The sequence below is a fragment of the Neoroseomonas lacus genome, from assembly GCF_014644535.1.
Lineage (GTDB): Bacteria > Pseudomonadota > Alphaproteobacteria > Acetobacterales > Acetobacteraceae > Neoroseomonas > Neoroseomonas lacus.
In genome coordinates, this window is the sequence record NZ_BMKW01000018.1 from 12,449 (window position 1) to 35,406 (window position 22,958).

Here is a 22,958-nt window from a genome sequence, read left to right on the forward strand (position 1 = left end):
CGTGATGCGGCGCTATGGAGACCAGGGGGAATGACCGGACGCTTCAGGGACGGCACGAGAGCCGTCCTGGTCTGCGCGGTGCTATCGCTGCTCGCAGCCTGCGCCGAAACGGGGTCGCGCAGTGCGGCCAACAACGGGCCGTATTACAATCGTCCCGACAGCACGTCGCCGCCCGGCCCACCGGGCGACCCGTGGGGGCCATGGATTCGCGACGCATCGCGGCGCTTCGATGTGCCCGAGACCTGGATTCGCGAAGTCATGCGCCAGGAGAGCGGCGGGCGGTCCAACGCGACCAGCCCGGTCGGCGCCATGGGCCTGATGCAGGTGATGCCCGGCACCTACCGGGAATTGCAGGCGCGCTACAATCTCGGCCCCGACCCGTACCACCCGTATGACAGCATCCAGGCGGGTGCGGCCTATCTGCGGGAGATGTACGAGCTGTACGGCAGCCCAGCCTTCCTCGCGGCCTACAATGCCGGCCCGCGTCGCCTGGAGGATTACCTCTGGGGCGGTCGTGGCCTGCCGAATGAGACGCGCAACTATGTCGCCCGCATCGGGCCGCGCATCCAAGGCACGCATCCGAGCCGCCGTGCGCCGGCCGAAGTCTATGCCGCTGCCGACATCGGCACGCACATCCCGGCCGGACCGCGCCCGATGACCAGCGGCACCGCCTTCGCCCTGCGTGAGCAGCGCCAGGCACCGGCCCCGGTCATGGTGGCCTCGGCCCCGCCGCCGCCGCCGACCGCCGCGCCGGTGCAGGTGGCGAGCCTCGCGCCCATGGCGCCGCCGCCACCGGCCCCCTCCTCCGCCCGGCCGGCCTACATGACCGGCGCCGAGAATCCGACCCTGACGCCGAGCGCCCGCGCCGCCCTGGCCGAGGCCGCGCGCCAGTCCGAGGTCGAGCGCAACCAGCCGCAGCAGGCCGAGGACCCGGCGCCGGCCTATACGCCGACGGTTGTGGCCTCGGCCCTGGCCGCGCCGGAACGGCGCACGCCCGCCGCCTCGCCCTTCCGCGGCTTCGGCCTGGTGGGTTCTGCGCATGCCGGCACGCTGCCCGCCGCGCCGATGCCGGTGCCGCCGGTCCGCCAGGCGCTTGCCGTGCCGGTCCCCGCCGCGGCGCCGAGTGGTGGTGGCGGCAATGGCTGGGCCGTCCAGGTCGGCGCCTTCACCTCGGAGAACCTCGCGCGGTCCACCGCCAACCAGGCGCGCAACGTGGTCGCGTCGATGGGGTCGCGGACTTCGGTGACGCCGGTGCGTCAGGGGAGCTCGACCCTGTATCGGGCCCGGGTGACAGGGCTGAGCCGCTCCAGTGCCGAACAGGCCTGCTCGCGCCTGCGTGGCCGTGGCGATTGCACGGTGGTCGCGCCGGGCGCGTGAGCTGAACCGGGGCGCCCATCGGGGCGCCCCGGATGTTTGCGTCGCGATGATGAAGTTTCGCGCTGTCATGCCGCGGCGATAACCGCGCCCGGCACTTCCTGGCACATCGACCCTGCCAGTGCAGGAGAAGCGCGATGGACGGGCTTGATATCGAGATCGAAGGTGACAGCGAGGCGGCGGTGGCGCTAGCCCTGCTGAAGATCGTGATGCGCGCGGAAGGCAAGGGTGAGGACGGCGCCGACGCCGACTGGATCCTGGCAACCTATCGGCGCTGCCTCGCTGCCGTGGTTGGTGCCTTCGAGTTCGACGAACAGGACCCCGAGGATTCCGACGAGGGCGAGGAAGACGAGGAAGCGGTGGGCGAAGCGGCCAACTGACCGGTCGGTCGGGACTGCGCCGCGCGGCGCATTCCCGACGCGGAGGTCTGCCCTGCTGCCGCGGCGTTGATGCCCCCTTGCTCGCGAGGGCCCGCGGCGGCACCCTCCGGCAATTGCCGGAGAGGAAAACGTCCATGCCCGCCGAACGCGGTAACCCTGATATTGCGCCGCGCGGCACTGCGTTCGCTGCCCTCGATGCCATGATCCGTCCGCGTTCCGTCGCCGTCATCGGGGCATCGGACGACGCGACCCGGATTGGCGGGCGGCCGATCGCCTACATGATGGATCAGGGATTCGCCGGGACTATCCTGCCGGTGAATCCAAACCGACCGACCGTGCAAGGGCTGCCGGCCTTCGCCTCGGTCAATGCGCTGACCGCCGTGCCCGATGTCGCCATCGTCGCCGTGCCGGGCGAAGCGGCCGTACGGGCGGTCGCCGATCTCGGGGCCAAGGGCTGCCGCGCGGCCATCATCTTCACCGCCGGTTTCGCCGAGGTGGATGAGGCGGGCGCGGCGATGCAGGAACGCCTGGTCGCGGCCGGGCGCCAGCACGGCATGCGCATCCTGGGGCCGAATTGCCTTGGCTTGTTCAACGCGGCGGTCGGCTTCTACCCGATGTTCTCGACATCCTTCGAGCAGGGCTGGCCGATCCGCGGCAATATCGGCATTGCCTCGCAATCGGGTGCCTATGGGACGCATCTGTTCGCGACGTCGCGCGCGCGCGGGCTCGGCACGACGGTGTGTGTCACCACCGGCAATGAGGGCGACGTGTCGCTCGGCGAAGTGATCGGCTGGATGGCGCAAGCGCCGGAAGTCGAGGTGATTTGCGCCTATGCGGAGGGGATTCGCGAGAGCGAGCGGTTCATCGCCGCACTCGACCTGGCACGGCGCAACCGCAAGCCGGTGGTGATGATGAAGGTCGGGCGGTCGGAACTCGGCGGGCATGCGGCGAAGTCTCATACGGCGTCGATCGCCGGCGACGATGCGGTAACCGAGGCGGTGCTGCGCGAATTCGGCGTGGTGCGCGCGGGCACGACGGAACAGATGCTCGACATCGCCTATGCGGCGTCGCGGCGGATCTATCCGGCGAGGAACAGCCTCGGTGTCATCACCGTGAGCGGCGGGGCGGGGGTGTTGATCTCCGATGCCGCCGAGGCGATGGGCGTGCCGATGCCGGAAATGCCGGAAGCGGCGCAGGCGAAGCTGAAGGGGCTGATCTCCTTCTCGGCCCCGCGCAATCCGGTGGATTGCACCGCCCAGGCGGTGAACCAGACGGAGATGTTCGAGCATTTCCTCGAGACCACGGCGGATGCCGGCGGCTATGCCTCGATGCTGGTGTTCCTGACCCAGACGGGCGGGTCCACCACCATGGCGCCGAAGCTGCGGCCGTATCTGAAGCAGGCGCGGGAGAAATTCCCCGATCGGCTGTGGGTGCTGTCGGTGATTGCTTCCGCCGACAAGGTGCGGGGGTATGAGGAAGACGGGTATCTCGTTTTCGAGGATCCGACGCGCGCGGTCGCGGCGATCGAGGCGATGGGGCGTTTCGGGGCGGCCTTCGCCGCGCCGCCGCCGGATGACATCGTGGTGCCGGAGGTGACGCTGCCGGCGACGACGCCGACCGAGGCGGAGGGCAAGCGCATCCTGGCCGCCGCCGGCGTCCCGGCGGTGCCGGAGAAGGCCTGCGCGTCGGTCGAGGAAGCCGTCGCGGCGGCCGAGTCCTTCGGCTTTCCGGTGGTGGCGAAAATCCTGTCGCCGGACATCCTGCATAAGAGCGAGATCGGCGGCGTGATCCTCGACCTCGCCTCGGCGGCGGCGGTGCGGGAGGCGCATGCGACGCTGCTGGCGCGCGCGGCCGAACGGGCGCCTGGCGCGCGCATCGAGGGCGTGCTGATCGCCCGGCAGATCAAGGGCGCGGTGGAGATGGCGCTCGGCGTCGCGAAGGACCCGGTGTTCGGGCCGGTGGCGATGGTCGGGCTCGGCGGCGTGTTCATCGAGATCTTGAAGGATGTGTCGTTCCGGCGCTGCCCGTTCGGCGATGTGGAAGCCGAGGCGATGATCCGCTCGTTGAAGGGCTTCCCGCTGCTCGATGGCGCGCGCGGGCGGCCGAAGGCGGATGTGGCGGCGCTGGCCTCGGCGCTGTCGGCGCTGTCGCGCTTCGCGGCGGGTGCCGGGGAGCGGCTTGCGTCGGTTGATGTGAACCCGCTGCTGGTGCTGCCGGAAGGGCAGGGCGCCTTTGCCGCCGACGCGGTGATCGAGATCGAGGACACCCACTGATGACCATCAATCACGACCATCTGCTGAACTACCCGATCCCGGAAATCCGCCAGACCATCCGTTGGCAGGATACGGCGCTGTACAATTTCTCGATCGGGCTCGGGCAGGACCCGATGGACCAGGCGCAACTCGACTTCCTGTACGAGCCGCGGCTGCGCGCGATGCCGTCCATGGCGGTGGTGCTGGGGTATCCGGGCTTCTGGATTCGCAACCCGGATACCGGCGTGGATTGGACGCAGGTGTTGCACGGCGAGCAGTCGATCATCCTGCACAAGCCGCTGCCGGCGGAAGGCGAGATCATCGGCCGCTCGCGCATCACCAGCATCGTCGATCGCGGGCCGGGCAAGGGCGCGATGCTCTACAACGAACGTGTGGTGACGGATGCGAGGACGGGCGAGAAGCTCGCCACGCTGGAAGGCACCACCTTCGCGCGCGGCGATGGCGGCTTCGGCGGGCCGAGCGGGCCGATCAAGAAACCGCATGCGGAGCCGGATCGCGCGCCGGACCTGACGGTGGACCTGCCGACGCGGCCGGAACAGGCAATCGTGTATCGGCTGAATGGCGACCACAATCCGCTGCATATCGACCCGGAGGTCGCCGCCAAGGCGGGGTTCAAGCAGCCGATCCTGCATGGGTTGTGCACCTTCGGCGTGGTCTGCCACGCGCTGATGAAGTCGCTGTGCGGGTATGACCCGGCGCGGTTCGGGCGGATGGATCTGCGCTTCTCCTCGCCGGTGTATCCGGGCGAGACGATCCGCACGGAGATCTGGCACGAGGAAGGCGGGGCAGCCTTCCGCGCTCGCGTCATCGAGCGCGACAAGGTGGTGGTCAGCAACGGGCTGTTCCGCCACCCGGGCACTGCCTGATGAGTGCCGCCTACGAAGCCTTCCGCGCGCTGCACCAGCGGCCGGGCGCCTTCATCATGCCCAATCCGTGGGACGGTGCCTCGGCGCTGCTGTTGAAGCGCGCGGGCTTCGAGGCGTTGGCGACCACGTCGCTCGGCATCGCCTTCGCGATGGGGCGGCCGGATGGCGCGGCGGAGATCAGCCGGGCGGAGGCGCTGGACAATGCGCGGCTCGTCATCCGGCTGACCGGGTTGCCGGTGAATGGTGACCTCGAGGACGGGTTCGGGCCGGCGCCGGAGGATTGCGTCGCGACCGTCGAGGCGGCGATCGAGGCCGGGCTTGCCGGGCTTGGCATCGAGGACACTACGGCGAATCCCGACAAGCCGATCCATGACTTCGATGATGCCGTCGCGCGTATCCGGGCGGCGGCCAAGGCGGCGAAGGGCCGCATCCTGCTGACCGCGCGGACGGATAATTTCCTGCAGGGGCGGCCGGATCTGGATGACACGATTCGCCGTCTGACGGCCTTCGCCGAATGCGGGGCGGAGGCGCTGTACGCGCCGGGCCTGCCGGATATGGCGACGATCGAGGCGGTGGCGAAGGCGGTGGCGCCGGTACCGCTCAATGTGGTGTTCGGGCCGCGCGACGGGCCGGTGCCGTTGGCGCGGTTGGCGGCGGCGGGTGTGCGGCGTGTCAGCCTCGGCGGGGCGTTGTATCGTCACGCGATGGGCGCGCTGGTGCAGGCGGCCGAGCGATTGCAGGCGGGTGAGTTCGATTTCATGGGCGGCGCGGTGACCAGCCGCGAGGTCACTGAACTGGTGACCGAGGCCCGCCATGGACAGGAAGGAATGCGGACGACGTGATCAACAAGATCGTTCAATCCATGGCCGATGCCATGGCGGGCATCAAGGACGGGTCGACCGTGCTGATCGGCGGCTTCGGTGCCGTCGGCCAGCCCGATGAGCTGATCGAGGCGCTGATCGAGCAGGGCGCCAAGGACCTGGTCTGCGTGGCAAACAATGCCGGCAACGGGCGGGTCGGCCTGGCGAAGCTGATGGAGCTGGGGCGGGTGCGGAAGATCATCTGTTCCTTCCCGCGGTCGGCTGGTTCCGTGGTGTTCGAGGAGTTGTATCGTGCCGGCAAGATCGAGCTGGAGATCGTGCCGCAGGGGACGATGGCCGAGCGCATGCGCGCCGCGGGTGCCGGCGTGCCGGCCTTCTTCACCGCGACCTCGGTCGGCACCATCCTCGCCCATGGCAAGGAGGAGCGGGAGTTCGGCGGCCGCAAGTACGTGATGGAGCACGCGCTGAAGGGCGATGTCGCGCTGGTCGAAGGTTGGGAGGGCGATCGCTGGGGCAACCTGACCTATCGGGCGAGCGGGCGGAACTTCAATCCGGTGATGGCGATGGCGGCGGATCTGACGATCGCGCAGGTGTCGCATCTCCGCGAATTGGGTGAGCTGGTGCCGGAGAATGTGCATACGCCGGGCATCTTCGTGAACCGCGTGATCCAGGTGGATCGCGGGCCGGACTGGGCATAGGAGGAGCAGGACATGTCAGGTTTCGATCGCAAGGGCATGGCTGCGCGTCTGGCGCAGGACATTCCGGAGGGCTGGTACGTCAATCTCGGCATCGGCATCCCGACCATGGTCGGTGATTTCGTGCCGCTGGATCGCGAGGTGATCCTGCATTCCGAGAATGGGATTCTCGGCATGGGCCCGGCGCCGGCGAAGGACAAGATCGATCCGTGGTTGGTGAATGCCGGCAAGCAGGCGGTGACGCTGCGCCCGGGTGGGTCGTACTGCCATCACGCCGACAGTTTCGCGATGATCCGTGGCGGGCATCTCGACTTGTGCGTGCTTGGTGCGTTCGAGGTGGCGCAGAATGGCGACATCGCGAATTGGGCGACCAGCGAGAACGACACCGCGCCGGCCGTAGGTGGTGCGATGGATCTTGGTGCCGGGGCGAAGCGCCTGTGGGTGATCATGGAGCACACCACGAAGGATGGACGTCCGAAGCTGGTGGAGACGTGTGGTTACCCGCTGACGACGCCGGGTGCGGTGAAGCGCGTCTACACCAATCTCGGTGTGTTCGAGATCGTGCCTGACAAGGGCTTCGTCGTCGTGGACCTGGCCCCCGGCGTGACGCTGGAGCAGGCCCAGGCCGCTTCCGGCGCCGTCTTGCATACGCAGTGATGTGCCGCGCCTCGCCATCGGCGAGGCGCCCAGACAGAAGAAGGAGGGGGATCGGGGGAGTTCGCTCCCCCGACCTTATCTTGAGGGAACGATGAGCCAAGCATTGGACGACCGATCCGAATCCATTCGCATGATCCGCGACAGCGCGGGTGCGGTGGCCCCGCCTGGCGGTGAAACCAAGCGCGTGCGTGCGCTGCGCTTCGTGGCGCCGGGTTTCTCGCGCGATGTCTTCGCCGAGATGGGCGCGCTCGGCTGGATTGGCCTGGCGGTGGCGGAAGACGCAGGTGGGGCGGGGCTTGGCCTGTCCGAGGCCGTGGCGCTGACCGAGGAGATGGGGGCCGGCCTCGCGCCTGAGCCGTTGATCCCGGCGATGCTCTCGGCGCGCCTGCTGGCGGCGGCGGATGACAAGGCGCTGCTCGCGCCGCTGCTGGAAGGCGCGCAGGTCGTGCTGACGGCGTGGCAGGAGAAGGCGGACAGCATCGCGGTGCCGGGCACGGGGGATGCGCCGCGGGTGTTCATCCCGATGGCGGCGGGGGCGGATGCGTTCGTGCTGCCGGTGCGGGAGGGCAATCGCATCGCGCTGGTGTCCTTGCCGGCGGCGGGTGCGGATGTCGTGCTGGAGAAGACGATGGATGGCGGCAGCGTCGGCACGCTGCGGGCCGACCTCGCGCGCGCTTCGCGCGTTGCCGATGACATCGGTGCGGTGCTGGAGCAGGCGATCGACGAGGCCGCGCTGGCGACCGCGGGCCACATGCTGGGGTTGATGGAGAAGGCGTTCGAGCTGACGCTGAGTTACCTCAAGACGCGCCAGCAATTCGGGCGGATCATCGGGACCTTCCAGGCGCTGCAGCATCGCGCGGCAGATCTGAAGATCCATATCGCGCTGACGCGGGCGGCGGTGGAGAGCGCGGCGGCGGTGCTCGATTCCGGCGCGAGCGGGGCAGTGCGGCAGGCGGCGGTGTCCAAGGCCAAGGCACGCGCGGCGGAAAGCGGGTTGTTGGTGCTGCGCCAATGCATCCAGCTGCATGGCGGCATCGGCTACACCGACGAATACGATGTCGGGCTGTATCTGCGGCGCGGGATGGTGATCGCGAACCAGTATGGCTCGGCGACGCTGCATCGGCGGCGCTTCATGGCGCTGGCGCCGGAGGATGTGGAATGAGCGAGGCCGCCCGCGTCGATGAGGCGATGGACGGCAACGTCCTGGTCCTCACCATCAATTATCCGCAGCGCAAGAACGCGATCGCGCCAGCCGTGCGGGCCGCGCTGGAGCATGCGATCGAGCGCGCGCATCTGGACAAGGCGGTGCGCGCCATCGTCATCACCGGCGCGGGCGGCACTTTCTGCGCGGGTGGCGACATCTCCAGCATGGATGTCGGCGATGCGCTGGCGGGGCGGGACCGCATGCGGCGGACGCATCGGCTCGTGCGGCTGATGGCCAAGGGGGCGAAGCCGCTGGTCGCCGCCGTCGAAGGCTGGGCGGCGGGGGCGGGCATGGCCGTTGCGTGCGCCTGCGACACCATCGTCGCCGCGGAAGATGCGCGCTTCGTCGCCGGCTTCGGCAAGATCGGGCTGATGGCCGATATGGGGCTGCCGTATTTCCTGCCACGGCGCGTCAGCGTCGGGCGGGCGCGGCGCATCCTGTTCTACCATGAGGTGACGGGGGCGATCGAAGGCGAGCGCATCGGGCTGGTGGATTTCCTCGCCCAGCCGGGCAAGGCGCTGGAGGTGGCGCTGGAAAAGGCGCATGCCCTCGCCGCCGAGGCCGCCGGGCCGATCGAGCTGACGAAGAAGATCCTGGCCGAGGGCCTCGACGAGGCGCTGGCCGATGAGCAGACCTTCCAGGGTCTGCTGTTCACCACATCCGACTTCCAGGAAGGCCGCGCGGCGTTCCTCGAGAAGCGCCGCCCGAAGTTTGGAGGCTGAGACGATGGTCACCATCGCGCCCAAGGAAACCCAGGACCTCAACCAGATGGAGGACGAGGCGTTCCGCGCCCATGTCCGGTCCTGGATCGAGGCCAATTGTCCCGCCGAGTTGCGCAACCCGCCCAAGCGCCTGCATTGGGAAGAGAACAAGCCCTGGTACTTCAAGCTGGCCGAGAAGGGCTGGCTGTGCCCGGGCTGGCCGCGCCAGTTCGGCGGGCTGGGCCTGGCGCCGGCCAAGCAGATCATCTTCACCGAGGAGGTGGAGCGCTTCGGCTGCGCGCGCACCAATGACCACGGCATCGTCATGGTCGGCCCGCTGCTGATCAACCACGGCACGCCGGAACAACAGCTGGAATTCCTGCCGAAGATCCTCAATGGCGAGCATGTGTGGTGCCAGGGGTATTCGGAACCGAATGCCGGGTCGGACCTCGCCGCGCTGCGCACGGAAGCGGTGCTCGATGGCGACGAGTATGTCGTCAACGGGCAGAAGATCTGGACCACGCTGGCGTCGGACGCCAACTGGTGCTTCCTGCTGGTGCGCACGGACAAGAACGCGAAGAAGCAGGAGGGCATCTCGTTCCTGCTGGTGGACATGGCGACGCCGGGGATCACGGTGAAGCCGATCATCAACCTCGAATACCATGACGAATTCTGCGAGGTGTTCTTCGACAATGTCCGCGTGCCGGCGAAGAACCTGGTGGGAACGCCGAACCGCGGCTGGGACATGGCGAAGGCGCTGCTGTCCTTCGAGCGCATCTATCTCGGCTCGCCGCGCCTGTCGGCCTACGCCTTCACGCGGCTGCGGCAGCTCGCCGAGCGCATGGGGGTGTGGGAGGACGCGGCGTTCCAGGACACCTATGGTCGGCTGCGGCTGGATCTTGAGGATCTGAAGTCGCTGTATGGCACCTTCGTCGACAAGCTACGGCGCGGCGAGACGCTCGGCGCCGATGTGTCGATGCTGAAGGTGTTCCAGACCGAGCTGTTCCAGCGCGTGACGGATACGATGCTGGAGATCGCCGGGGAGAATGCCGGGCTGCTGGAGCCGATGGAAGGCAACCGCAATCTCAACCCGACGGGGCTGTACATCCAGGCGCGGCCGGCCACCATCTATGGCGGGTCGAACGAGATCCAACGCAACATCCTCTCGAAGAACGTGCTCGGCCTGCCCGGCTGACCACGCAGACGTCACCGGCCGGCGATTGACAGCGCCGGCCGGCGGGCGTGGGTTGGGGGCATGCGCCTCCCGTTCGAGACCATCATCGACCCGGTCGCGGCCCCCGGCACGCGCGCCAGCCGCCTGCTCGGCACCGAGGTGCCGGAAGGCCCGCCGCCCTCGGGCCTACTTGCCTTCTACTGGTACTTCATCCGGCAGGCGAAGGCGCTGTTCGCGCTGCTGTTCCTGTTCGGCATGCTGGTCGCGATCCTCGATGCGCTGATCCCGATCTTCATCGGCACCGTCATCAGCCTGATGACGGCGCATGGGCCGGAGCGGCTGTTCGCCGAGGCTTGGCCGCAACTGCTCGGCATGGCGGCGGTGCTGGTGGTGGGCCGGCCACTCGCCATCACCACGCAGAACCTGATCGCGCAGCAGGGCATCAGCGCGAACTTCACGTCGATGATCCGCTGGCAGGGGCATTTCCATGTGGTCCGCCAGGGCTGGGCCTTCTTCCAGGAGGATTTCGCCGGCCGCATCGCGAACCGCGTGATGCAGGCCGCACCGGCCTTGCGCGAAAGCGTCGTGCAGGGCGTGAACGCGGTCTGGTACATCATTGTCTATGGCAGCACGGCGCTGATCTGGTTGACCCAGGCGGATGTGCGGCTGGCCCTGCCGGTGCTGGTCTGGTTCATCGTCTACATCGCCCTGCTGCGCTTCCTGGTGCCACGGCTGCGGGACAGGTCGAAGGCGGCTTCGGCGGAACGCTCGCTGCTGACCGGGCGGATCGTCGACAGCTACACCAACATTCTGACGGTGAAGCTGTTTGCACGGGCGGAGGAGGAGGACAGCTTCATCCGCGACGGCATCACCCGACTGACCGAGGCGTTCCGGCGGCAGATGCGGCTGATCACGCTGAATGGGCTGTTGCTGTCGAGCCTTAATGCGCTCCTGCTGACCTCGCTCGGCGCCATGTCCATCTGGCTATGGCAGGCGGGCGAGATTGGCGTCGGCACCGTCGCCGCCACGCTGCCGATGGGCTGGCAGATCGCGAACATCTCCGGCTGGGTCGCCTTCAACGTCACCGGCATTTTCGAGAATGTCGGCGTGGTGCAGGAAGCCACCGGCAGCATCGCCGTGCCACCCACTGCACCCGACCCGGTGGGGGCGACGCCGCTGGTCGTCACGCGCGGCGCGATCCGCTTCGAGGATGTGCATTTCGGCTACGGGCAGGAACGCGGCGTGCTGAACGGCTTCGACCTGACGATCGCGCCGGGCGAACGCGTCGGCCTGGTCGGCCATTCCGGCGCGGGCAAGACGACGGCGATGAACCTGCTGCTGCGCTTCTTCACGCCCGAGGCCGGACGCATCCTGATCGACGGGCAGGATATCGAGACGGTGACGCAGGAATCGCTGCGTGGCGCGGTGGGTGTCGTCACGCAGGACACCGCGCTGCTGCATCGCTCGATCCGCGACAATATCCGCTATGGCAGGCCTTCGGCGACGCAGGCGGAGATCATCGCCGCCGCGCGCCGATCCGCCGCGGACGGGTTCATCGAGCAACTCGCCGATTGGCGCGGCCGCACCGGGTATGAGGCGCATGTCGGCGAACGCGGCGTGAAGCTGTCGGGTGGGCAGCGCCAACGCATCGCCATTGCCCGCGTGCTGCTGAAGGACGCGCCGATCCTGGTGCTGGACGAAGCGACTTCCGCGCTGGATTCCGAGGTGGAAGCCGTCATCCAGGAACAGCTGGTCGGGCTGATGGAGGGCAAGACGGTGATCGCCATCGCGCATCGCCTCTCAACGCTTGCCAGCATGGACCGTCTGGTGGTGCTGGAACATGGGCGCGTGGTGGAACAGGGCAGCCATGCCCAGCTCCTCGACCGCGGCGGCACCTATGCGGCGCTGTGGAAGCGGCAATCGGGCGGCTTCCTCTGACGCGGCATGGCCCGCGCGCACCAGCGCGACGTTGACCGCGCGGGCAAGGCGGGAAACCATCGGCCATCCTTGCAGCGGACATCATTCATGACCGATCTCTGGCGTCTTCCGGCCACCGACCTTGCCCATCGCGTTCGCAGCCGGCGGGTCTCCGCCACCGAGGTCGCGCGCGACGCGCTGGCCCGGCTCGACGCGGTGAATCCGGCGATCAACGCGGTGATCGAGCACCGGCCGGAGGATGTGCTGGCCCAGGCCGCGGCGATCGACGCGACCATCGGGCGCGGCGAGGACCCCGGCCCGCTCGCCGGCGTGCCCACCACCATCAAGGTGAATGCCGACCAGGCGGGCTATGCCACCACCAATGGGCTGCGCTTGCAGAAGGATCTGCTGGCCAAGGCGGACAACCCCGTCGTTGCCAATCTGCGCCGCGCGGGCGCGGTGCTGCTCGGGCGCACCAATACGCCGGCCTTCTCGCTGCGTTGGTTCACGCGCAATTCGCTGCACGGGCATACGAAGAACCCGCGCGATGCGTCGATCACGCCGGGCGGTTCCTCGGGTGGCGCGGCGGCGGCGGTCGCGGCGGGGATCGGCGCGATCGGCCATGGCACGGATATCGGCGGGTCGATCCGCTACCCGGCCTATGCCTGCGGCGTGCATGGGCTGCGCCCGACGCTGGGGCGAATCCCGGCCTGGAACCCGACCGGCGCCGAGCGGCATATCGGCGGGCAGCTGATGGCCGTGTCAGGCCCCATCGCGCGGACCATCGCCGATCTGCGCGTTGCCTTCGCCGCCATGGCCGCGCGCGACATCCGTGACCCCTGGTGGGTCGGCGCACCGCTGGAGGCGCCGCCGGTACCCAAGCGCGCCGCGCTCTGCCTGAACCCGGAAGGTATGGCGGTGCAGCCGGCGGTGACGGCGGCGCTGCGCGACGCGGCGAGCCGCCTCGAAGCCGCCGGCTGGACCATCGAGGAGACCGATACGCCGCCGCTGCGCGAACCCGCCGCCTTGCAGGCGATGCTGTGGCTCGCGGAATCGCGTCGGGGCCTGAACACCGCGCTGCATCGTGAAGCCGACCCGGATGCGAGCTTCGTCTTCGCGCAGATGGAGGCGCTGTGCCCGCAGCCAGACCTCAACGGCTTCATGGACGCCTTGCAGAAGCGTTCGTTCTTCGTGCGGCAGTGGATGGAATTCTTCGAGCGCTTCCCCGTCGCCATCACGCCGGTCTCGGGCGAACTTCCCTTCCGCGATCAGGAGGATGTCGAAAGTCCCGAAGCCTTCCGCCGCATCATGGAAGCCCAGCTGACCCAGGTCGGGCTGCCACTGATGGGACTGCCCGGGCTGGTGGTCACGACCGGGCTGGTCGGCACCGTGCCGGTCGGCGTGCAACTGCTCGCCGGGCGGTATCGGGAGGACGTGCTGTTGCGGGCGGGCGCGGTCATCGAGGCGGGCGGCGTGCCGGCATCGCCGGTCGATCCGGCTTAGCGGTCAGCCGCGCCATCGTGCCGGGTCGGGCCGGCTGCCGGGGCGAGGGGCGCGGCGGCGGTCGGCACGCAGCCGCCATGAACGCTGAACCATTCGACAATGGTCTTCGCCCCGCCCCGGCGCGCGGGAGGCGGCTGTCAGTCGCGCCGTACCGGCGGCACGCTGCCGCCGCCCGGTCCCGGCCCGCCCCACTGCCCGGGCTGCGGCGGCGGCTGGCCATAGCCAGGCGGCGGCTGCCCATAGCCCGGCGGTGGCGCACCCGGATTCTGCGGCGGCGGATAGCCTTGCGGCGGCCCGCCCTGCCAGCCCGGCTGCGGCGGCGGCTGCCATTGCGGCTGCTGCGGCTGCTGCCATTGGCCGGGCTGCTGCCATTGCTGCGGTGGTCCCTGTTGCTGCCACTGCCCGGGTTGCTGCCATTGCTGTTGGCCCATCCCGCCTAGCGGGTCCGGCCCGAAGCGGTTCGGTCCCACGGTGCCGCGCAGGAAGCCTGTTTCCACCAGCAGCCAGATGCCATAGGCCAGCATGACGATGCCGCCGACCATGATCGGCATGCCGATGGCGGCGGCACTGCTGGGGTTCGTCAGCGCCATCATCACGGCGACCGCGCCGAAGATCGCCGACAACAGGTAGAAGCCGCCGATCCACCAGCCGGACCGGTCGCGGTCATGCAGCCGCTTGATCGTGCCGGCGAGCGAGGGCCAGATCGAGAGCAGCGAGACCAGCGAACTGATCGGCGAGAATTGCGCGGCATCTCCGGGCGTCACGTCCTCGCCCCGATACGCGGCCAGCCCGAGCGCGGCATCGAGCACCCCCGCGACGATGCTCGCGATGAGCAGCGGCACGATGTAGCCGAGCCAGAAGACCTTCCGTCCGATCCGTCCCCGGAAGCTGAACCACTGTCCGATTGTCATGTCCGCGACCCTTCCCGGCGAAGCCCTTCACAGCACCATGCCGGTACACCACGGCGCAAGCCCGAGCCATCTTGCCCGCGTAACTTTCGTTGCATACGGTCACGGAATTGATGATCGGGCGGGCCCGTCGGCGCGTCCCACGAACCGGGGATTGTTCCGTGATGCTTCGCCGCCTGCTGCCTGCCGTCGTCGCCCTGATCGGTGCTGCCATCGTTTCGGCCTGCGCACCTCAGACCGTCTATGTGCCGCAACCCGTTGCCGTCGCGCCGCCGCCGATCGGCCAAGCCTGTGACAGCCGCTTCCAGGTGGTCAACCAATCCTCCCGCACGGTGCTGACGCTGCAATACAGCCATTCCAGCCTGGCGAATTGGGGCGTGGACCAGCTTGGCCAGAACGTGCTGCCGCCGGGGCGCGTGTGGAATGCCCGCGCGTCCAACGCCGGCAACTATGACTTCCGCATCACCTGGGCCGGTGGCGGGGCCGCCGAACTGCGCCAGGTCAACATCTGTCTGGCCAGCCAGATCATCGTGACGAACCGGGGGCTCATCGCCCGCTGAATGGCCGGCCGGGGAAGCGCCGCGGGGCGCATTTCCCTCCGCCATGCCGTCGCGTCAGTGTTCTGCCCCCCTCGTTCGCAGCGCTGTGCTGCGAATGAGGGGGATCAGCAGGCCACTGAAAGCAAGGGCTAGTGGCGCGACGATGGAACTCGCCACGCAGCGGCGAGCTTCAGATTCGGGACACTTGACCGGCTTCCGTTCGCTCCGGCACGCGAAACCCGCTCTACCCGACTGTTTTTGCGAGCATCTTCACCCGATCAGGTGATTTCACCTGATCGGGATCTGCTCTAGCCTCCCCGTCGTCATCGACATCGGGGAGTTTTCGCATGGCCGAGGAACGACTGGGCATCCTGGAGCAGCGCCGCATTGAGGCCGCCTTCGCCCGCGGCATCTATGACGAGATGAAGGCCGAGCTGGGCGAGGCGCGGGCCAAGGCGATCCTCACCAACGCCGTGGTCAAGCTGACGAAGTCCACCGCGGCCGAGATGGCGAAGGAAGGCCCCGGTGGGGCGCCCTCGCTCGACCATTTCATCGCGCTGCAACCGCTCTGGACGAAGGGTGATGCGCTGAAGATCGAAACCCTGCGCCAGGACTCAAGGCATTACGACTTCAACGTCGTGCGCTGCCGCTACGCCGAGATGTACCGCGAGATGGGCATCGCCGAACTCGGCGCCGTGCTGTCGTGCAATCGCGACGGCGCCTTCTGCGAGGGCTACGACCCGAAGCTGAAGCTCGAACGGACTCAGACCATCATGGGCGGGGCGACGCATTGCGACTTCCGCTATCGCATGGAGGAATAGGCGCGTGGTGGCCTATGTCGCGACCAGCGCGGAGGCCTATGAACGCAGCATGGGGCGATGGAGCGCGCGCCTCGCGGAGGCGATGCTCGATGTTCTCGCGCTGCCGGCCGGCGCCGCGGTGCTCGATGCCGGCTGCGGCACCGGCGCGCTCTCGGCCGCCATCAGTCGGCGAGATGGCGCGGCGCGCATCACGGGCGTCGATCTCAGCGAGGCCTTCCTGGCCTCGGCGCGGGCGCGGGTGCCTGCTGGCCGCTTCATGGTTGGGGATGTCACGCGGCTCGACCTGCCGGACGACGCCTTCGATGCGGCATTGTCGCTGCTGGTGCTGCAATTCGTGCCCGACCGTGCGGCGGCGGTGGCGGAACTCGCGCGGGTGGTGAAGCCCGGCGGCCTCGTTGCCGCGGCGATGTGGGACTTCACCGGCGGCTTCGCCTTCCTGCGCGCCTTCGTCGACACCGTCGCCGCCACGGAGCCGGAGGGCGAGGCATTTCGCGCGCGATACTGGTCGGACCCGATCGGCACGCCGGGCCGGCTGTCGGCGTTGTTGCGCGATGCCGGACTGCGCGAGGTGGCGGAACGCGACGTCGTCATCCGCCAGGATTTCGCGGATTTCGCCGATTGGTGGGGACCCTGGGCGCAGGGCGGGCAGGGTATCGCCGGCGCCTTCGTCGCCACCCTGCCGCCGGACCGCCTGCCACGCATCGAGGCGCTGTGCCGCCGCGCCTATTGCGCCGGCGCAGCGGATGGGCCGCGCTCCTTCGTCGCGGTGGCGCGGCTGGCGACCGGCCGACGTCAGGCGTGACGGGGCGTGGCGTCTGGGCGATAAGGCCTCCAGAACTTGGAGGAAGCACCATGATCCGCCTGACGCGCCGCGCCGCACTGAGCCTGCCGCTGGCCATCCCTGCCGTCGCCCATGCCCAGGAATGGCGGCCCGGCCAGCAATCCCGCATCGTGGTGCCCGCAGCACCCGGCGGCACCACGGACATCATGGCCCGCCTGCTCGGCCAGTATCTGCAGGGCCGCTGGGGCACGCCGGTGGTGGTGGAAAATCGCTCCGGCGCCGGCGGCACGATCGGGACGGTCGAGGTGGTGCGCAGCGCGGCCGACGGCCGCACCATGTTGATGGGCAATATCGGCCCGCAGGCCATCGCCTATTCCCTGTTCCGCAACCTGCAGTACCGGCCCGATAGCCTTACAGCCGTCGCCAACGTGATCCGCGGGCCGAATGTGCTGGTGCTGCATCCTTCCGTCCCGGCCCGCACGGTGCCGGAATTCATCGCCTGGCTGAAGAGCCAGGGCGGGCGCGTCGCCTACGGAACCTCGGGCATGGGGCAGTCGCCGCATCTGTCCGGAGTGTGGTTCAACCAGCTCGCCGGCACCCAGGCGGAGGCGGTGCATTTCCGCGGCGCCGGGCCGCTGCTGATCGACCTGCTCGCCGGCAATGTGCAGTTCGCCTTCGACAACCTCACCAGTTCGATGGACCACATCCGCGGTGGCCGGCTGCGCGCGCTCGGCGTCACCACGGCCGAGCGCAGCCCGGAACTGCCCGATCTGCCCGCCATCCGCGAGACGGCGCCCGAACTCGCCCCCTATGACGTCGCCACGTGGTTCGGGCTGTTCATGGCGGCCGGCGTGCCGGCCGAGGTCGTGCGTAGCGTGAATGGTGAGATTCAGACGCTGCTTGCCCTGCCCGAGACGCGGGCGCGCTTCGCCCAGATGGGTGGCGTGCCGGCGCCCGGCACGCCGGAGGATTTCGCGACCTTCGTGCGCAACGAGATCGAGAAGTGGCGCGGCGTGATCCAGCGCGAAGGGTTGCAGATGGACGCCACCTGATCGGAGTAAGGCCGGGGGAGGGAACTCCCCCGGACCCCCTTCTTCTTTTGGCTGTCACCAGGGCTTTCCGGCGCGGTGGCGGCGCCCATCCGGCGTTGGGCTTTCCGTCTTGTTCTGGGTGCGTCATGCTCCTCCCAGCAAATAAAAGGGAGGAAACACGATGATCGCGACCAATCGCCGCGCGGTACTCGCCGCGCCGTTTGTCGCCCTGCCGGCGCTGGCCCGCGCGCAAGCCTGGCGTCCACCAGGCCAGACCCGCATCGTCGTCCCCGCCGCCGCGGGGGGCACCACCGACATCATGGCGCGGCTCATCGCGCAGTTCCTGCAGGCGCGCTGGGGCACGCCAGTGGTGGTCGACAACCGCGCCGGCGCCGGTGGCACGATCGGCACGCTGGAAGTGGTGCGCGCGCGCCCCGACGGCACGACGCTGCTGCTGGGCAATATCGGGCCGCAGGCGATCGGCTATTCGCTGTTCCGCAACCTGCCCTATCGCGCCGACCAGCTCGCACCGATCGCCGGGACCATTCGCGGGCCGAATGTGCTGGTGGTGCATCCCTCCGTACAGGCCAATTCGGTCGCCGAACTGGCGGCGCTGCTGCGGGCGCGGCCGGGCGAGATCCCCTATGCCTCGACCGGCGTGGGGCAGTCGACGCATCTCTCACCCGTGTGGATGCTGCAACTGATGAACGCGCAGGCGATCCATGTGCCGTTCCGCGGCTCCGCGCCGGCGCAGGTCGAGATCCTGGCGGGCAATGTCACCTTCCTGATCGACAACCTCACCGGCATCATCAGCCATATCCAGTCCGGCGGCGTGCGGGCGCTGGCGGTGACCAGCGCCGAACGCCATCCCCTGCTGCCCGATGTGCCCGCGATGCGCGAGACGATGCCGGAACTGGCGAGCTACGACGTCAATACCTGGTTCGGCCTTTTCGGCCCCGCGGCGATGCCACCCGAGGCGGTGATGACGCTGAATGCCGAGGTGATGGCGTTGCTCGCACTGCCCGAGACGGAGCGGCGATTCCACGAGCTTGGCGGGGTGCCGATGATCGGGACCCCGGAGCAATTCGCCGCCTTCGTGCGCAGCGAGACGACGAAATGGGCAGAGGTCATCCACAAGGAAGGACTGCAACTCGACGCCGGCTGAATGGCGTTGACGCCGGGGCCGGCGCACCGCAGCCTCACGCGCCTGAGCCCCGGAGGACCACACCATGCACCTGACCCGTGCCGCGGCGGTCGCCGCGCTGCTTGCCCTGGCCACGCCGGCCGGGGCGAAGAGCCTGTCCTGGTCCTTCTCGGCGGATATCCTGACGCTCGATCCGCATTCATCGAACAACACCTTCACCAATGCCTTCCTCGACAACGTCTATGAGACGCTGGTGCGCCACAATCAGCGGCTGGAACTGGAACCGGCCCTGGCGACGCGGTGGGAGGTGGTCTCGCCGACGGTCTGGCGCTTCCAACTGCGCGACGGCGTGCGATTCCAGGGCGGCGAGACCTTCGGCGCCGAGGATGTGGTGTTCTCCTGGCAGCGGCTGAACACGCCGGGTGCGCTCGCGCGCGGCGTGCTGTCCATCATCAAGGAGATCCGCGCCACCGGCCCGCTGACGGTCGAGATCGAGACGGAGCGGCCCTTCCCGATCCTGCTCAACGCGCTGACCCAGATGCACATCATGGATGCCGGCTGGGCGGCGGCGAACAACGCGGCGGCGGCGACCAATTTGCAGGCGCGCGAGGAGACCGGCGCCTCCCGCGCCGCCAACGGCACCGGGCCGTTCCGCATCATCAGCCGGCAGATCGACGGGCCGACCGTGCTGGCGCCCTATGCCGGCTGGTGGGACACGCCGCAGCACAACCTGACCGAAGTGACTTTCCAGCCGATCCGCAGCGCGCCGACGCGCACCGCGGCCCTGCTCGGCGGCCAAGTGGATGCGCTGGTGGAACTGCCGCTGCAGGACATTCCGCGCATCGAGGCGAACGCGAACCTCAAGGTCGTGCAGGGGCCGGAGCTGCGCACCATCTATCTCGGCTTCGACCATTTCCGCGATGAGCTGGTCTATTCCGACGTGCGCGGGCGCAACCCGCTGCGCGATGTCCGCGTGCGTCAGGCGATCTACCAGGCAATTGATGTCGAGACGCTGCGGCGGTCGGTCATGCGCGGCAATGCGTGGATTGCCGGCACCATGGCGAGCCCCTTCCTCAACGGCGCGCCGACCGACATCAACACGCGCACCTTCCCCTACGACCCCGATGCGGCGAAGCGGCTGCTGGCGGAGGCCGGGTATCCGGATGGCTTCTCGCTCGGCCTCGCCTGCCCGAATGACCGCTACGTCTATGACGAGCGGCTGTGCATCGCGATCTCAGGCATGCTGGGGCGCGTGGGCATTCGCATCATTCCGCAATTCGAGACGGTGGCGCTGTGGTCGCGGCGGATCAATGCGAGCGACGTGTCGATGTTCATGGTCGGCCATGCCGGGCTGCCGCTCGCCGATGTGTATTCCACCCTGTCGGAGGTGCTGCGCACGCGCACGCCGAATGCGGCGGGGCTGAATGTCGGGCGCTGGTCGAATGCGGCATTCGACGCGCTGGTCGACCGCATCGCCGAGACGGGCGACGAGACGCAGCGCCGCGCCCTGATCCGCGAGGCGCTGCTGATCGAAAAGCGCGAGGTCGCCCATGTGCCGCTGCACCAGCAGCCGGTGGTGTGGGCGTCGCGGCGGAACATCGACCTGGCGCAGTCACCGGACAACCGGCTGCGCCTTCGCTATGTGCAGGTGAACTGAATGGCTGATCTCATCGTCTCCGGCGGCACCGTCATCACCATGGATGGCGGCCGCCGGGTGATCCCGGACGGCGCCGTTGCGGTGACCGGCGCGACCATCGCCGCCGTCGGCCCGCGTGCCGAGGTGGAAGCGGCGCATGCCGCGAGCCGCCGCATCGATGCGCGCGGCAAGGCAATCCTGCCCGGGCTGATCGACGGCCATGCGCACGCGGGCCATGGTCTGGTGAAGACGATGGGCAGCGGCGATTCCGCGGCCTGGTCCGAAGCCTGCCGCGTCATCTACACGCTGGCCTCGCCGCCCTCCTTCTGGCGCGCGGAGGCGGCGCTGGCGGGGCTCGAATTGCTCAAGTTCGGTGTCACCACCTCGGTGATGCTGCTCGGCGGCGGCGATTCCATCGGCCGCGTCGACGACCCGGCGCATGGCGACGCGCATGTGGACGGCATCAATGCCATCGGCATCCGCCGCGTGATGGTGCTGGGGCCGACGCGGCCGCCGTTTCCGCGACCCTATCGCGGCGCCGATGGGTCAGTGCGCGATGTCTCCTTCGAGCAGCAGGCCGAGACGATCGGCACGCTGGTCGAGCGTCACCACAACAAGGGCCGCATCACCTGCGCGACGCTGATGCCGGTCTATCGCGAGGAGACGCACGACGCCGCGAAGGTGCGCAAGATCGAGGCGCAGGGCCGCGTCATCCGTGACATCGGCAGCAAGGCGGGCGCGTGGTTCCACCAGGATGGCCACCGCGGCGGGTCGATCGAGATGGCCGACCGCATGTTCGGCCTGCTCGGCCCCGATGCCTGGCTGTCGCATTGCACCGACCTGACCGAGGCGGATATCGCCACGCTGGTGCGCACCGGCACGTCGGTGGTGCACAACCCCTCCGCTATCGCGGCGGTGCGCGGCTTCTGCCCGGTGATCGAAATGCTGGACCGCGGCGTGACGGTGATGATCGGGTCGGACGGCACCGCGCCGGACCGGTCCACGGACATGTTCCGCCACATGTTCCAGGCGATGCGCTACCATCAGCGCGCCGCGCGGGACGAGGCGCTGCTGCCGCCGGGAAAGGCGCTGGAGATGGTGACCATCGACGCCGCGAAGGGCCTCGGCATGGCGGACCGCATCGGCAGCCTGGAGGTCGGCAAGCAGGCCGACATCATCACCGTGGAACTGATGGCGCCACATATGCTGCCGGCGAACATGCCGGTGCATCGCGTGGTGTATTTCGCCTCGGGCGGCGATGTGCGCGACGTGGTGGTGGGCGGCGAGATCCTGATGCGCGATCGCGTCGCCCCACATGTGGACGAGGCCGCGATTGCCGAGGCGGCGAATGCCGAGACGGCGCGGATGCTCGCCCAATCCGGCATGGCCGGCATGATCGTGGAAGACCCTGGCTGGGGGCTGACGCGGCGTCGCGGGTGAGGTCGCGCTTGATGACGGGCGGCTGAGGCCGCGCTCGACGTTGGGCGGCTGACGCGATGCCCACCGTTGATGCGCGGCCCGGTTCGGGCCACGCTGCGCGGGTCCTGGGAGGACCCAGCGTATGATCCAACGACGTCATCTCATCGCGGCGGCTGCCGCCTGCGTCGCGACGCCTGCCCTCGCGCAGCCAGCCTGGCCGACGCGGCCGGTGCGCCTCATCCTGCCGGATACGCCCGGCAGCGGCAACGATACCACGGCCCGGCTGTTCTCGCCGCTGCTGGAAGGTGCGCTGGGCCAGCCCTTCGTGGTGGAGAACCGCGGCGGCGCCGGCGGGCGCATCGGGGTGGAGGCCGGCTTCCGCGCCCCGCCGGACGGCTATTCCTTCCTGCTCGGCAATGCCGGGTCGAACGGCATCAATGCCGCGATCTATCGCGACCTGCCCTATGACCTGACCAATGCCTTCGAGCCGATATCGCTGCTGGTGGTCGGGCCCAATGCGCTGATCGTCAACACGCGCGTGCTGCCGGTGGCGAATGTCGCGGAGCTGATCGCCACGATCCGTGCGCGACCCGGTGCGTTGAACTACGCCTCGGCCGGCGTCGGGTCCTCGGCGCATATGAACATGGAGCTGTTCAAGAACCAGGCGGGGCTGGACATCGTCCACGTTCCGTACCGCGGATCCCCGGCCCTGGTGCAGGCGGTGATCGCCGGCGAGGCGCCGCTCGCCTTCGGCAACCTGGTGAATGTCATGCCGCAGGTGCGCAGCGGCGAAGTGAAGCTGCTGGCGATCACCTCGATGTCGCGCCTGCCCGACCTGCCCGACACGCCCACCATCCATGAAAGCGGCCTGCCGAATTTCGAGACGGTGGCGTGGAACGGGCTGCTCGCGCCAAAGGGCACGCCAGCGCCGATCCGCGACAGGCTGCTCGCCGAACTGGTGAAGCTGCGCGGCAATGAGACGCTGCGCGACCGCATCCGCCTGCTGGGCGGCGATCTCGTCGTCTCGACGCCCGAGGCCTTCCAGCAGCGCATCGAGCACGATATCGCGCAGTGGACGCGCCTCGCCGCCGCCGCCAACATCACGGCGCAATAG

At 69.0% G+C, this 22,958-nt stretch carries 21 protein-coding genes; 20 read left to right on the plus strand and 1 reads right to left on the minus strand.

The genetic code is table 11. The annotated features are described in order from the left end of the window. Window positions 1–30: 30 nt before the first annotated feature. The 12 genes from IEY36_RS26805 (at window position 31) to IEY36_RS26860 (ending at window position 13,565) form a co-directional block, all read left to right on the plus strand. Entirely contained in the window at window positions 31–1,377 is a 1,347-nt protein-coding gene (locus IEY36_RS26805; protein WP_229681600.1) for a lytic transglycosylase domain-containing protein, read from the plus strand. Window positions 1,378–1,511: 134 nt separating this feature from the next. Continuing rightward, the gene (locus IEY36_RS26810) at window positions 1,512–1,754 is read left to right on the plus strand and encodes a hypothetical protein (RefSeq protein ID WP_188972752.1); all 243 of its coding nucleotides are present in this window, start codon (window positions 1,512–1,514) and stop codon (window positions 1,752–1,754) included. A 134-nt stretch (window positions 1,755–1,888) separates the two neighbouring features. After that, window positions 1,889–4,027, plus strand: coding sequence for an acetate--CoA ligase family protein (locus IEY36_RS26815; RefSeq protein ID WP_229681601.1), 2,139 nt, complete (start codon window positions 1,889–1,891; stop codon window positions 4,025–4,027). Then, a complete protein-coding gene (locus tag IEY36_RS26820; RefSeq protein WP_188972754.1) occupies window positions 4,027–4,893 on the plus strand; it encodes a MaoC family dehydratase in 867 nt (288 codons plus the stop codon). The genes IEY36_RS26815 and IEY36_RS26820 overlap by 1 nt, the downstream gene beginning before the upstream one ends. Next, on the plus strand, window positions 4,893–5,735 hold the full coding sequence (locus IEY36_RS26825) for an isocitrate lyase/PEP mutase family protein (protein ID WP_188972756.1): 843 nt from the start codon (window positions 4,893–4,895) through the stop codon (window positions 5,733–5,735). Before IEY36_RS26820 ends, IEY36_RS26825 begins: the two co-directional genes overlap by 1 nt. After that, a complete protein-coding gene (locus tag IEY36_RS26830) occupies window positions 5,732–6,412 on the plus strand; it encodes a 3-oxoacid CoA-transferase subunit A (RefSeq protein WP_188972758.1) in 681 nt (226 codons plus the stop codon). Before IEY36_RS26825 ends, IEY36_RS26830 begins: the two co-directional genes overlap by 4 nt. A 12-nt stretch (window positions 6,413–6,424) precedes the next feature. After that, window positions 6,425–7,066: a 3-oxoacid CoA-transferase subunit B gene (locus IEY36_RS26835; RefSeq protein ID WP_188972759.1), complete on the plus strand. Its 642-nt coding sequence runs from the start codon at window positions 6,425–6,427 to the stop codon at window positions 7,064–7,066. Window positions 7,067–7,196: 130 nt separating this feature from the next. After that, on the plus strand, window positions 7,197–8,228 hold the full coding sequence (locus IEY36_RS31180) for an acyl-CoA dehydrogenase family protein (protein ID WP_268238200.1): 1,032 nt from the start codon (window positions 7,197–7,199) through the stop codon (window positions 8,226–8,228). Then, window positions 8,225–8,992: an enoyl-CoA hydratase/isomerase family protein gene (locus IEY36_RS26845; protein ID WP_188972763.1), complete on the plus strand. Its 768-nt coding sequence runs from the start codon at window positions 8,225–8,227 to the stop codon at window positions 8,990–8,992. Before IEY36_RS31180 ends, IEY36_RS26845 begins: the two co-directional genes overlap by 4 nt. 4 nt (window positions 8,993–8,996) lie before the next feature. Next, window positions 8,997–10,166 (plus strand): acyl-CoA dehydrogenase family protein, encoded by a 1,170-nt coding sequence (locus IEY36_RS26850; protein WP_188972765.1) that lies wholly within the window; start codon window positions 8,997–8,999, stop codon window positions 10,164–10,166. A 60-nt stretch (window positions 10,167–10,226) separates the two neighbouring features. Further along, complete coding sequence (locus IEY36_RS26855) at window positions 10,227–12,083, plus strand: ABC transporter ATP-binding protein (RefSeq protein WP_188972768.1); 1,857 nt, start codon at window positions 10,227–10,229, stop codon at window positions 12,081–12,083. A gap of 87 nt (window positions 12,084–12,170) precedes the next feature. Then, window positions 12,171–13,565: an amidase family protein gene (locus tag IEY36_RS26860; protein WP_188972769.1), complete on the plus strand. Its 1,395-nt coding sequence runs from the start codon at window positions 12,171–12,173 to the stop codon at window positions 13,563–13,565. A 137-nt stretch (window positions 13,566–13,702) separates the two neighbouring features. Here IEY36_RS26860 and IEY36_RS26865 read toward each other — a convergent pair whose 3' ends face one another. Then, window positions 13,703–14,476 (minus strand): DUF805 domain-containing protein, encoded by a 774-nt coding sequence (locus tag IEY36_RS26865; protein WP_188972771.1) that lies wholly within the window; start codon window positions 14,474–14,476, stop codon window positions 13,703–13,705. Window positions 14,477–14,634: 158 nt separating this feature from the next. On the opposite strand from IEY36_RS26865, the gene IEY36_RS26870 reads away from it, so the two are divergent. From IEY36_RS26870 to IEY36_RS26905, 8 genes are all read left to right on the plus strand, one after another. After that, a complete protein-coding gene (locus IEY36_RS26870; RefSeq protein ID WP_188972773.1) occupies window positions 14,635–15,033 on the plus strand; it encodes a hypothetical protein in 399 nt (132 codons plus the stop codon). Between the two features lie 326 nt (window positions 15,034–15,359). Next, a complete protein-coding gene (locus IEY36_RS26875; RefSeq protein ID WP_188972775.1) occupies window positions 15,360–15,833 on the plus strand; it encodes an L-2-amino-thiazoline-4-carboxylic acid hydrolase in 474 nt (157 codons plus the stop codon). A gap of 4 nt (window positions 15,834–15,837) precedes the next feature. Further along, window positions 15,838–16,635, plus strand: a complete 798-nt coding sequence (locus tag IEY36_RS26880; RefSeq protein ID WP_188972777.1) for a class I SAM-dependent methyltransferase — start codon at window positions 15,838–15,840, stop codon at window positions 16,633–16,635. Window positions 16,636–16,685: 50 nt separating this feature from the next. Next, complete coding sequence (locus IEY36_RS26885; protein WP_188972779.1) at window positions 16,686–17,666, plus strand: Bug family tripartite tricarboxylate transporter substrate binding protein; 981 nt, start codon at window positions 16,686–16,688, stop codon at window positions 17,664–17,666. Between the two features lie 160 nt (window positions 17,667–17,826). Continuing rightward, window positions 17,827–18,810 (plus strand): Bug family tripartite tricarboxylate transporter substrate binding protein, encoded by a 984-nt coding sequence (locus tag IEY36_RS26890; RefSeq protein WP_188972781.1) that lies wholly within the window; start codon window positions 17,827–17,829, stop codon window positions 18,808–18,810. 64 nt (window positions 18,811–18,874) lie between these two features. After that, entirely contained in the window at window positions 18,875–20,446 is a 1,572-nt protein-coding gene (locus IEY36_RS26895; RefSeq protein WP_188972783.1) for an ABC transporter substrate-binding protein, read from the plus strand. Then, window positions 20,447–21,865, plus strand: a complete 1,419-nt coding sequence (locus tag IEY36_RS26900) for an amidohydrolase family protein (protein WP_188972785.1) — start codon at window positions 20,447–20,449, stop codon at window positions 21,863–21,865. Between the two features lie 121 nt (window positions 21,866–21,986). Beyond that, window positions 21,987–22,958, plus strand: a complete 972-nt coding sequence (locus tag IEY36_RS26905; protein WP_188972787.1) for a Bug family tripartite tricarboxylate transporter substrate binding protein — start codon at window positions 21,987–21,989, stop codon at window positions 22,956–22,958.

What these genes read in the sequence shown, in the direction of transcription:
- IEY36_RS26890 (WP_188972781.1), top strand. Translation starts at nt 17,827, where the DNA reads ATGATCGCGACCAATCGCCGCGCGGTACTCGCCGCGCCGTTTGTCGCC.
- IEY36_RS26860 (WP_188972769.1), top strand. Translation starts at nt 12,171, where the DNA reads ATGACCGATCTCTGGCGTCTTCCGGCCACCGACCTTGCCCATCGCGTT.
- IEY36_RS26865 (WP_188972771.1), bottom strand. Translation starts at nt 14,476, where the DNA reads ATGACAATCGGACAGTGGTTCAGCTTCCGGGGACGGATCGGACGGAAG.
- IEY36_RS26835 (WP_188972759.1), top strand. Translation starts at nt 6,425, where the DNA reads ATGTCAGGTTTCGATCGCAAGGGCATGGCTGCGCGTCTGGCGCAGGAC.
- IEY36_RS31180 (WP_268238200.1), top strand. Translation starts at nt 7,197, where the DNA reads ATGATCCGCGACAGCGCGGGTGCGGTGGCCCCGCCTGGCGGTGAAACC.
- IEY36_RS26815 (WP_229681601.1), top strand. Translation starts at nt 1,889, where the DNA reads ATGCCCGCCGAACGCGGTAACCCTGATATTGCGCCGCGCGGCACTGCG.
- IEY36_RS26885 (WP_188972779.1), top strand. Translation starts at nt 16,686, where the DNA reads ATGATCCGCCTGACGCGCCGCGCCGCACTGAGCCTGCCGCTGGCCATC.
- IEY36_RS26810 (WP_188972752.1), top strand. Translation starts at nt 1,512, where the DNA reads ATGGACGGGCTTGATATCGAGATCGAAGGTGACAGCGAGGCGGCGGTG.
- IEY36_RS26845 (WP_188972763.1), top strand. Translation starts at nt 8,225, where the DNA reads ATGAGCGAGGCCGCCCGCGTCGATGAGGCGATGGACGGCAACGTCCTG.
- IEY36_RS26805 (WP_229681600.1), top strand. Translation starts at nt 31, where the DNA reads ATGACCGGACGCTTCAGGGACGGCACGAGAGCCGTCCTGGTCTGCGCG.
- IEY36_RS26825 (WP_188972756.1), top strand. Translation starts at nt 4,893, where the DNA reads ATGAGTGCCGCCTACGAAGCCTTCCGCGCGCTGCACCAGCGGCCGGGC.
- IEY36_RS26855 (WP_188972768.1), top strand. Translation starts at nt 10,227, where the DNA reads ATGCGCCTCCCGTTCGAGACCATCATCGACCCGGTCGCGGCCCCCGGC.
- IEY36_RS26905 (WP_188972787.1), top strand. Translation starts at nt 21,987, where the DNA reads ATGATCCAACGACGTCATCTCATCGCGGCGGCTGCCGCCTGCGTCGCG.
- IEY36_RS26895 (WP_188972783.1), top strand. Translation starts at nt 18,875, where the DNA reads ATGCACCTGACCCGTGCCGCGGCGGTCGCCGCGCTGCTTGCCCTGGCC.
- IEY36_RS26820 (WP_188972754.1), top strand. Translation starts at nt 4,027, where the DNA reads ATGACCATCAATCACGACCATCTGCTGAACTACCCGATCCCGGAAATC.
- IEY36_RS26850 (WP_188972765.1), top strand. Translation starts at nt 8,997, where the DNA reads ATGGTCACCATCGCGCCCAAGGAAACCCAGGACCTCAACCAGATGGAG.
- IEY36_RS26900 (WP_188972785.1), top strand. Translation starts at nt 20,447, where the DNA reads ATGGCTGATCTCATCGTCTCCGGCGGCACCGTCATCACCATGGATGGC.
- IEY36_RS26875 (WP_188972775.1), top strand. Translation starts at nt 15,360, where the DNA reads ATGGCCGAGGAACGACTGGGCATCCTGGAGCAGCGCCGCATTGAGGCC.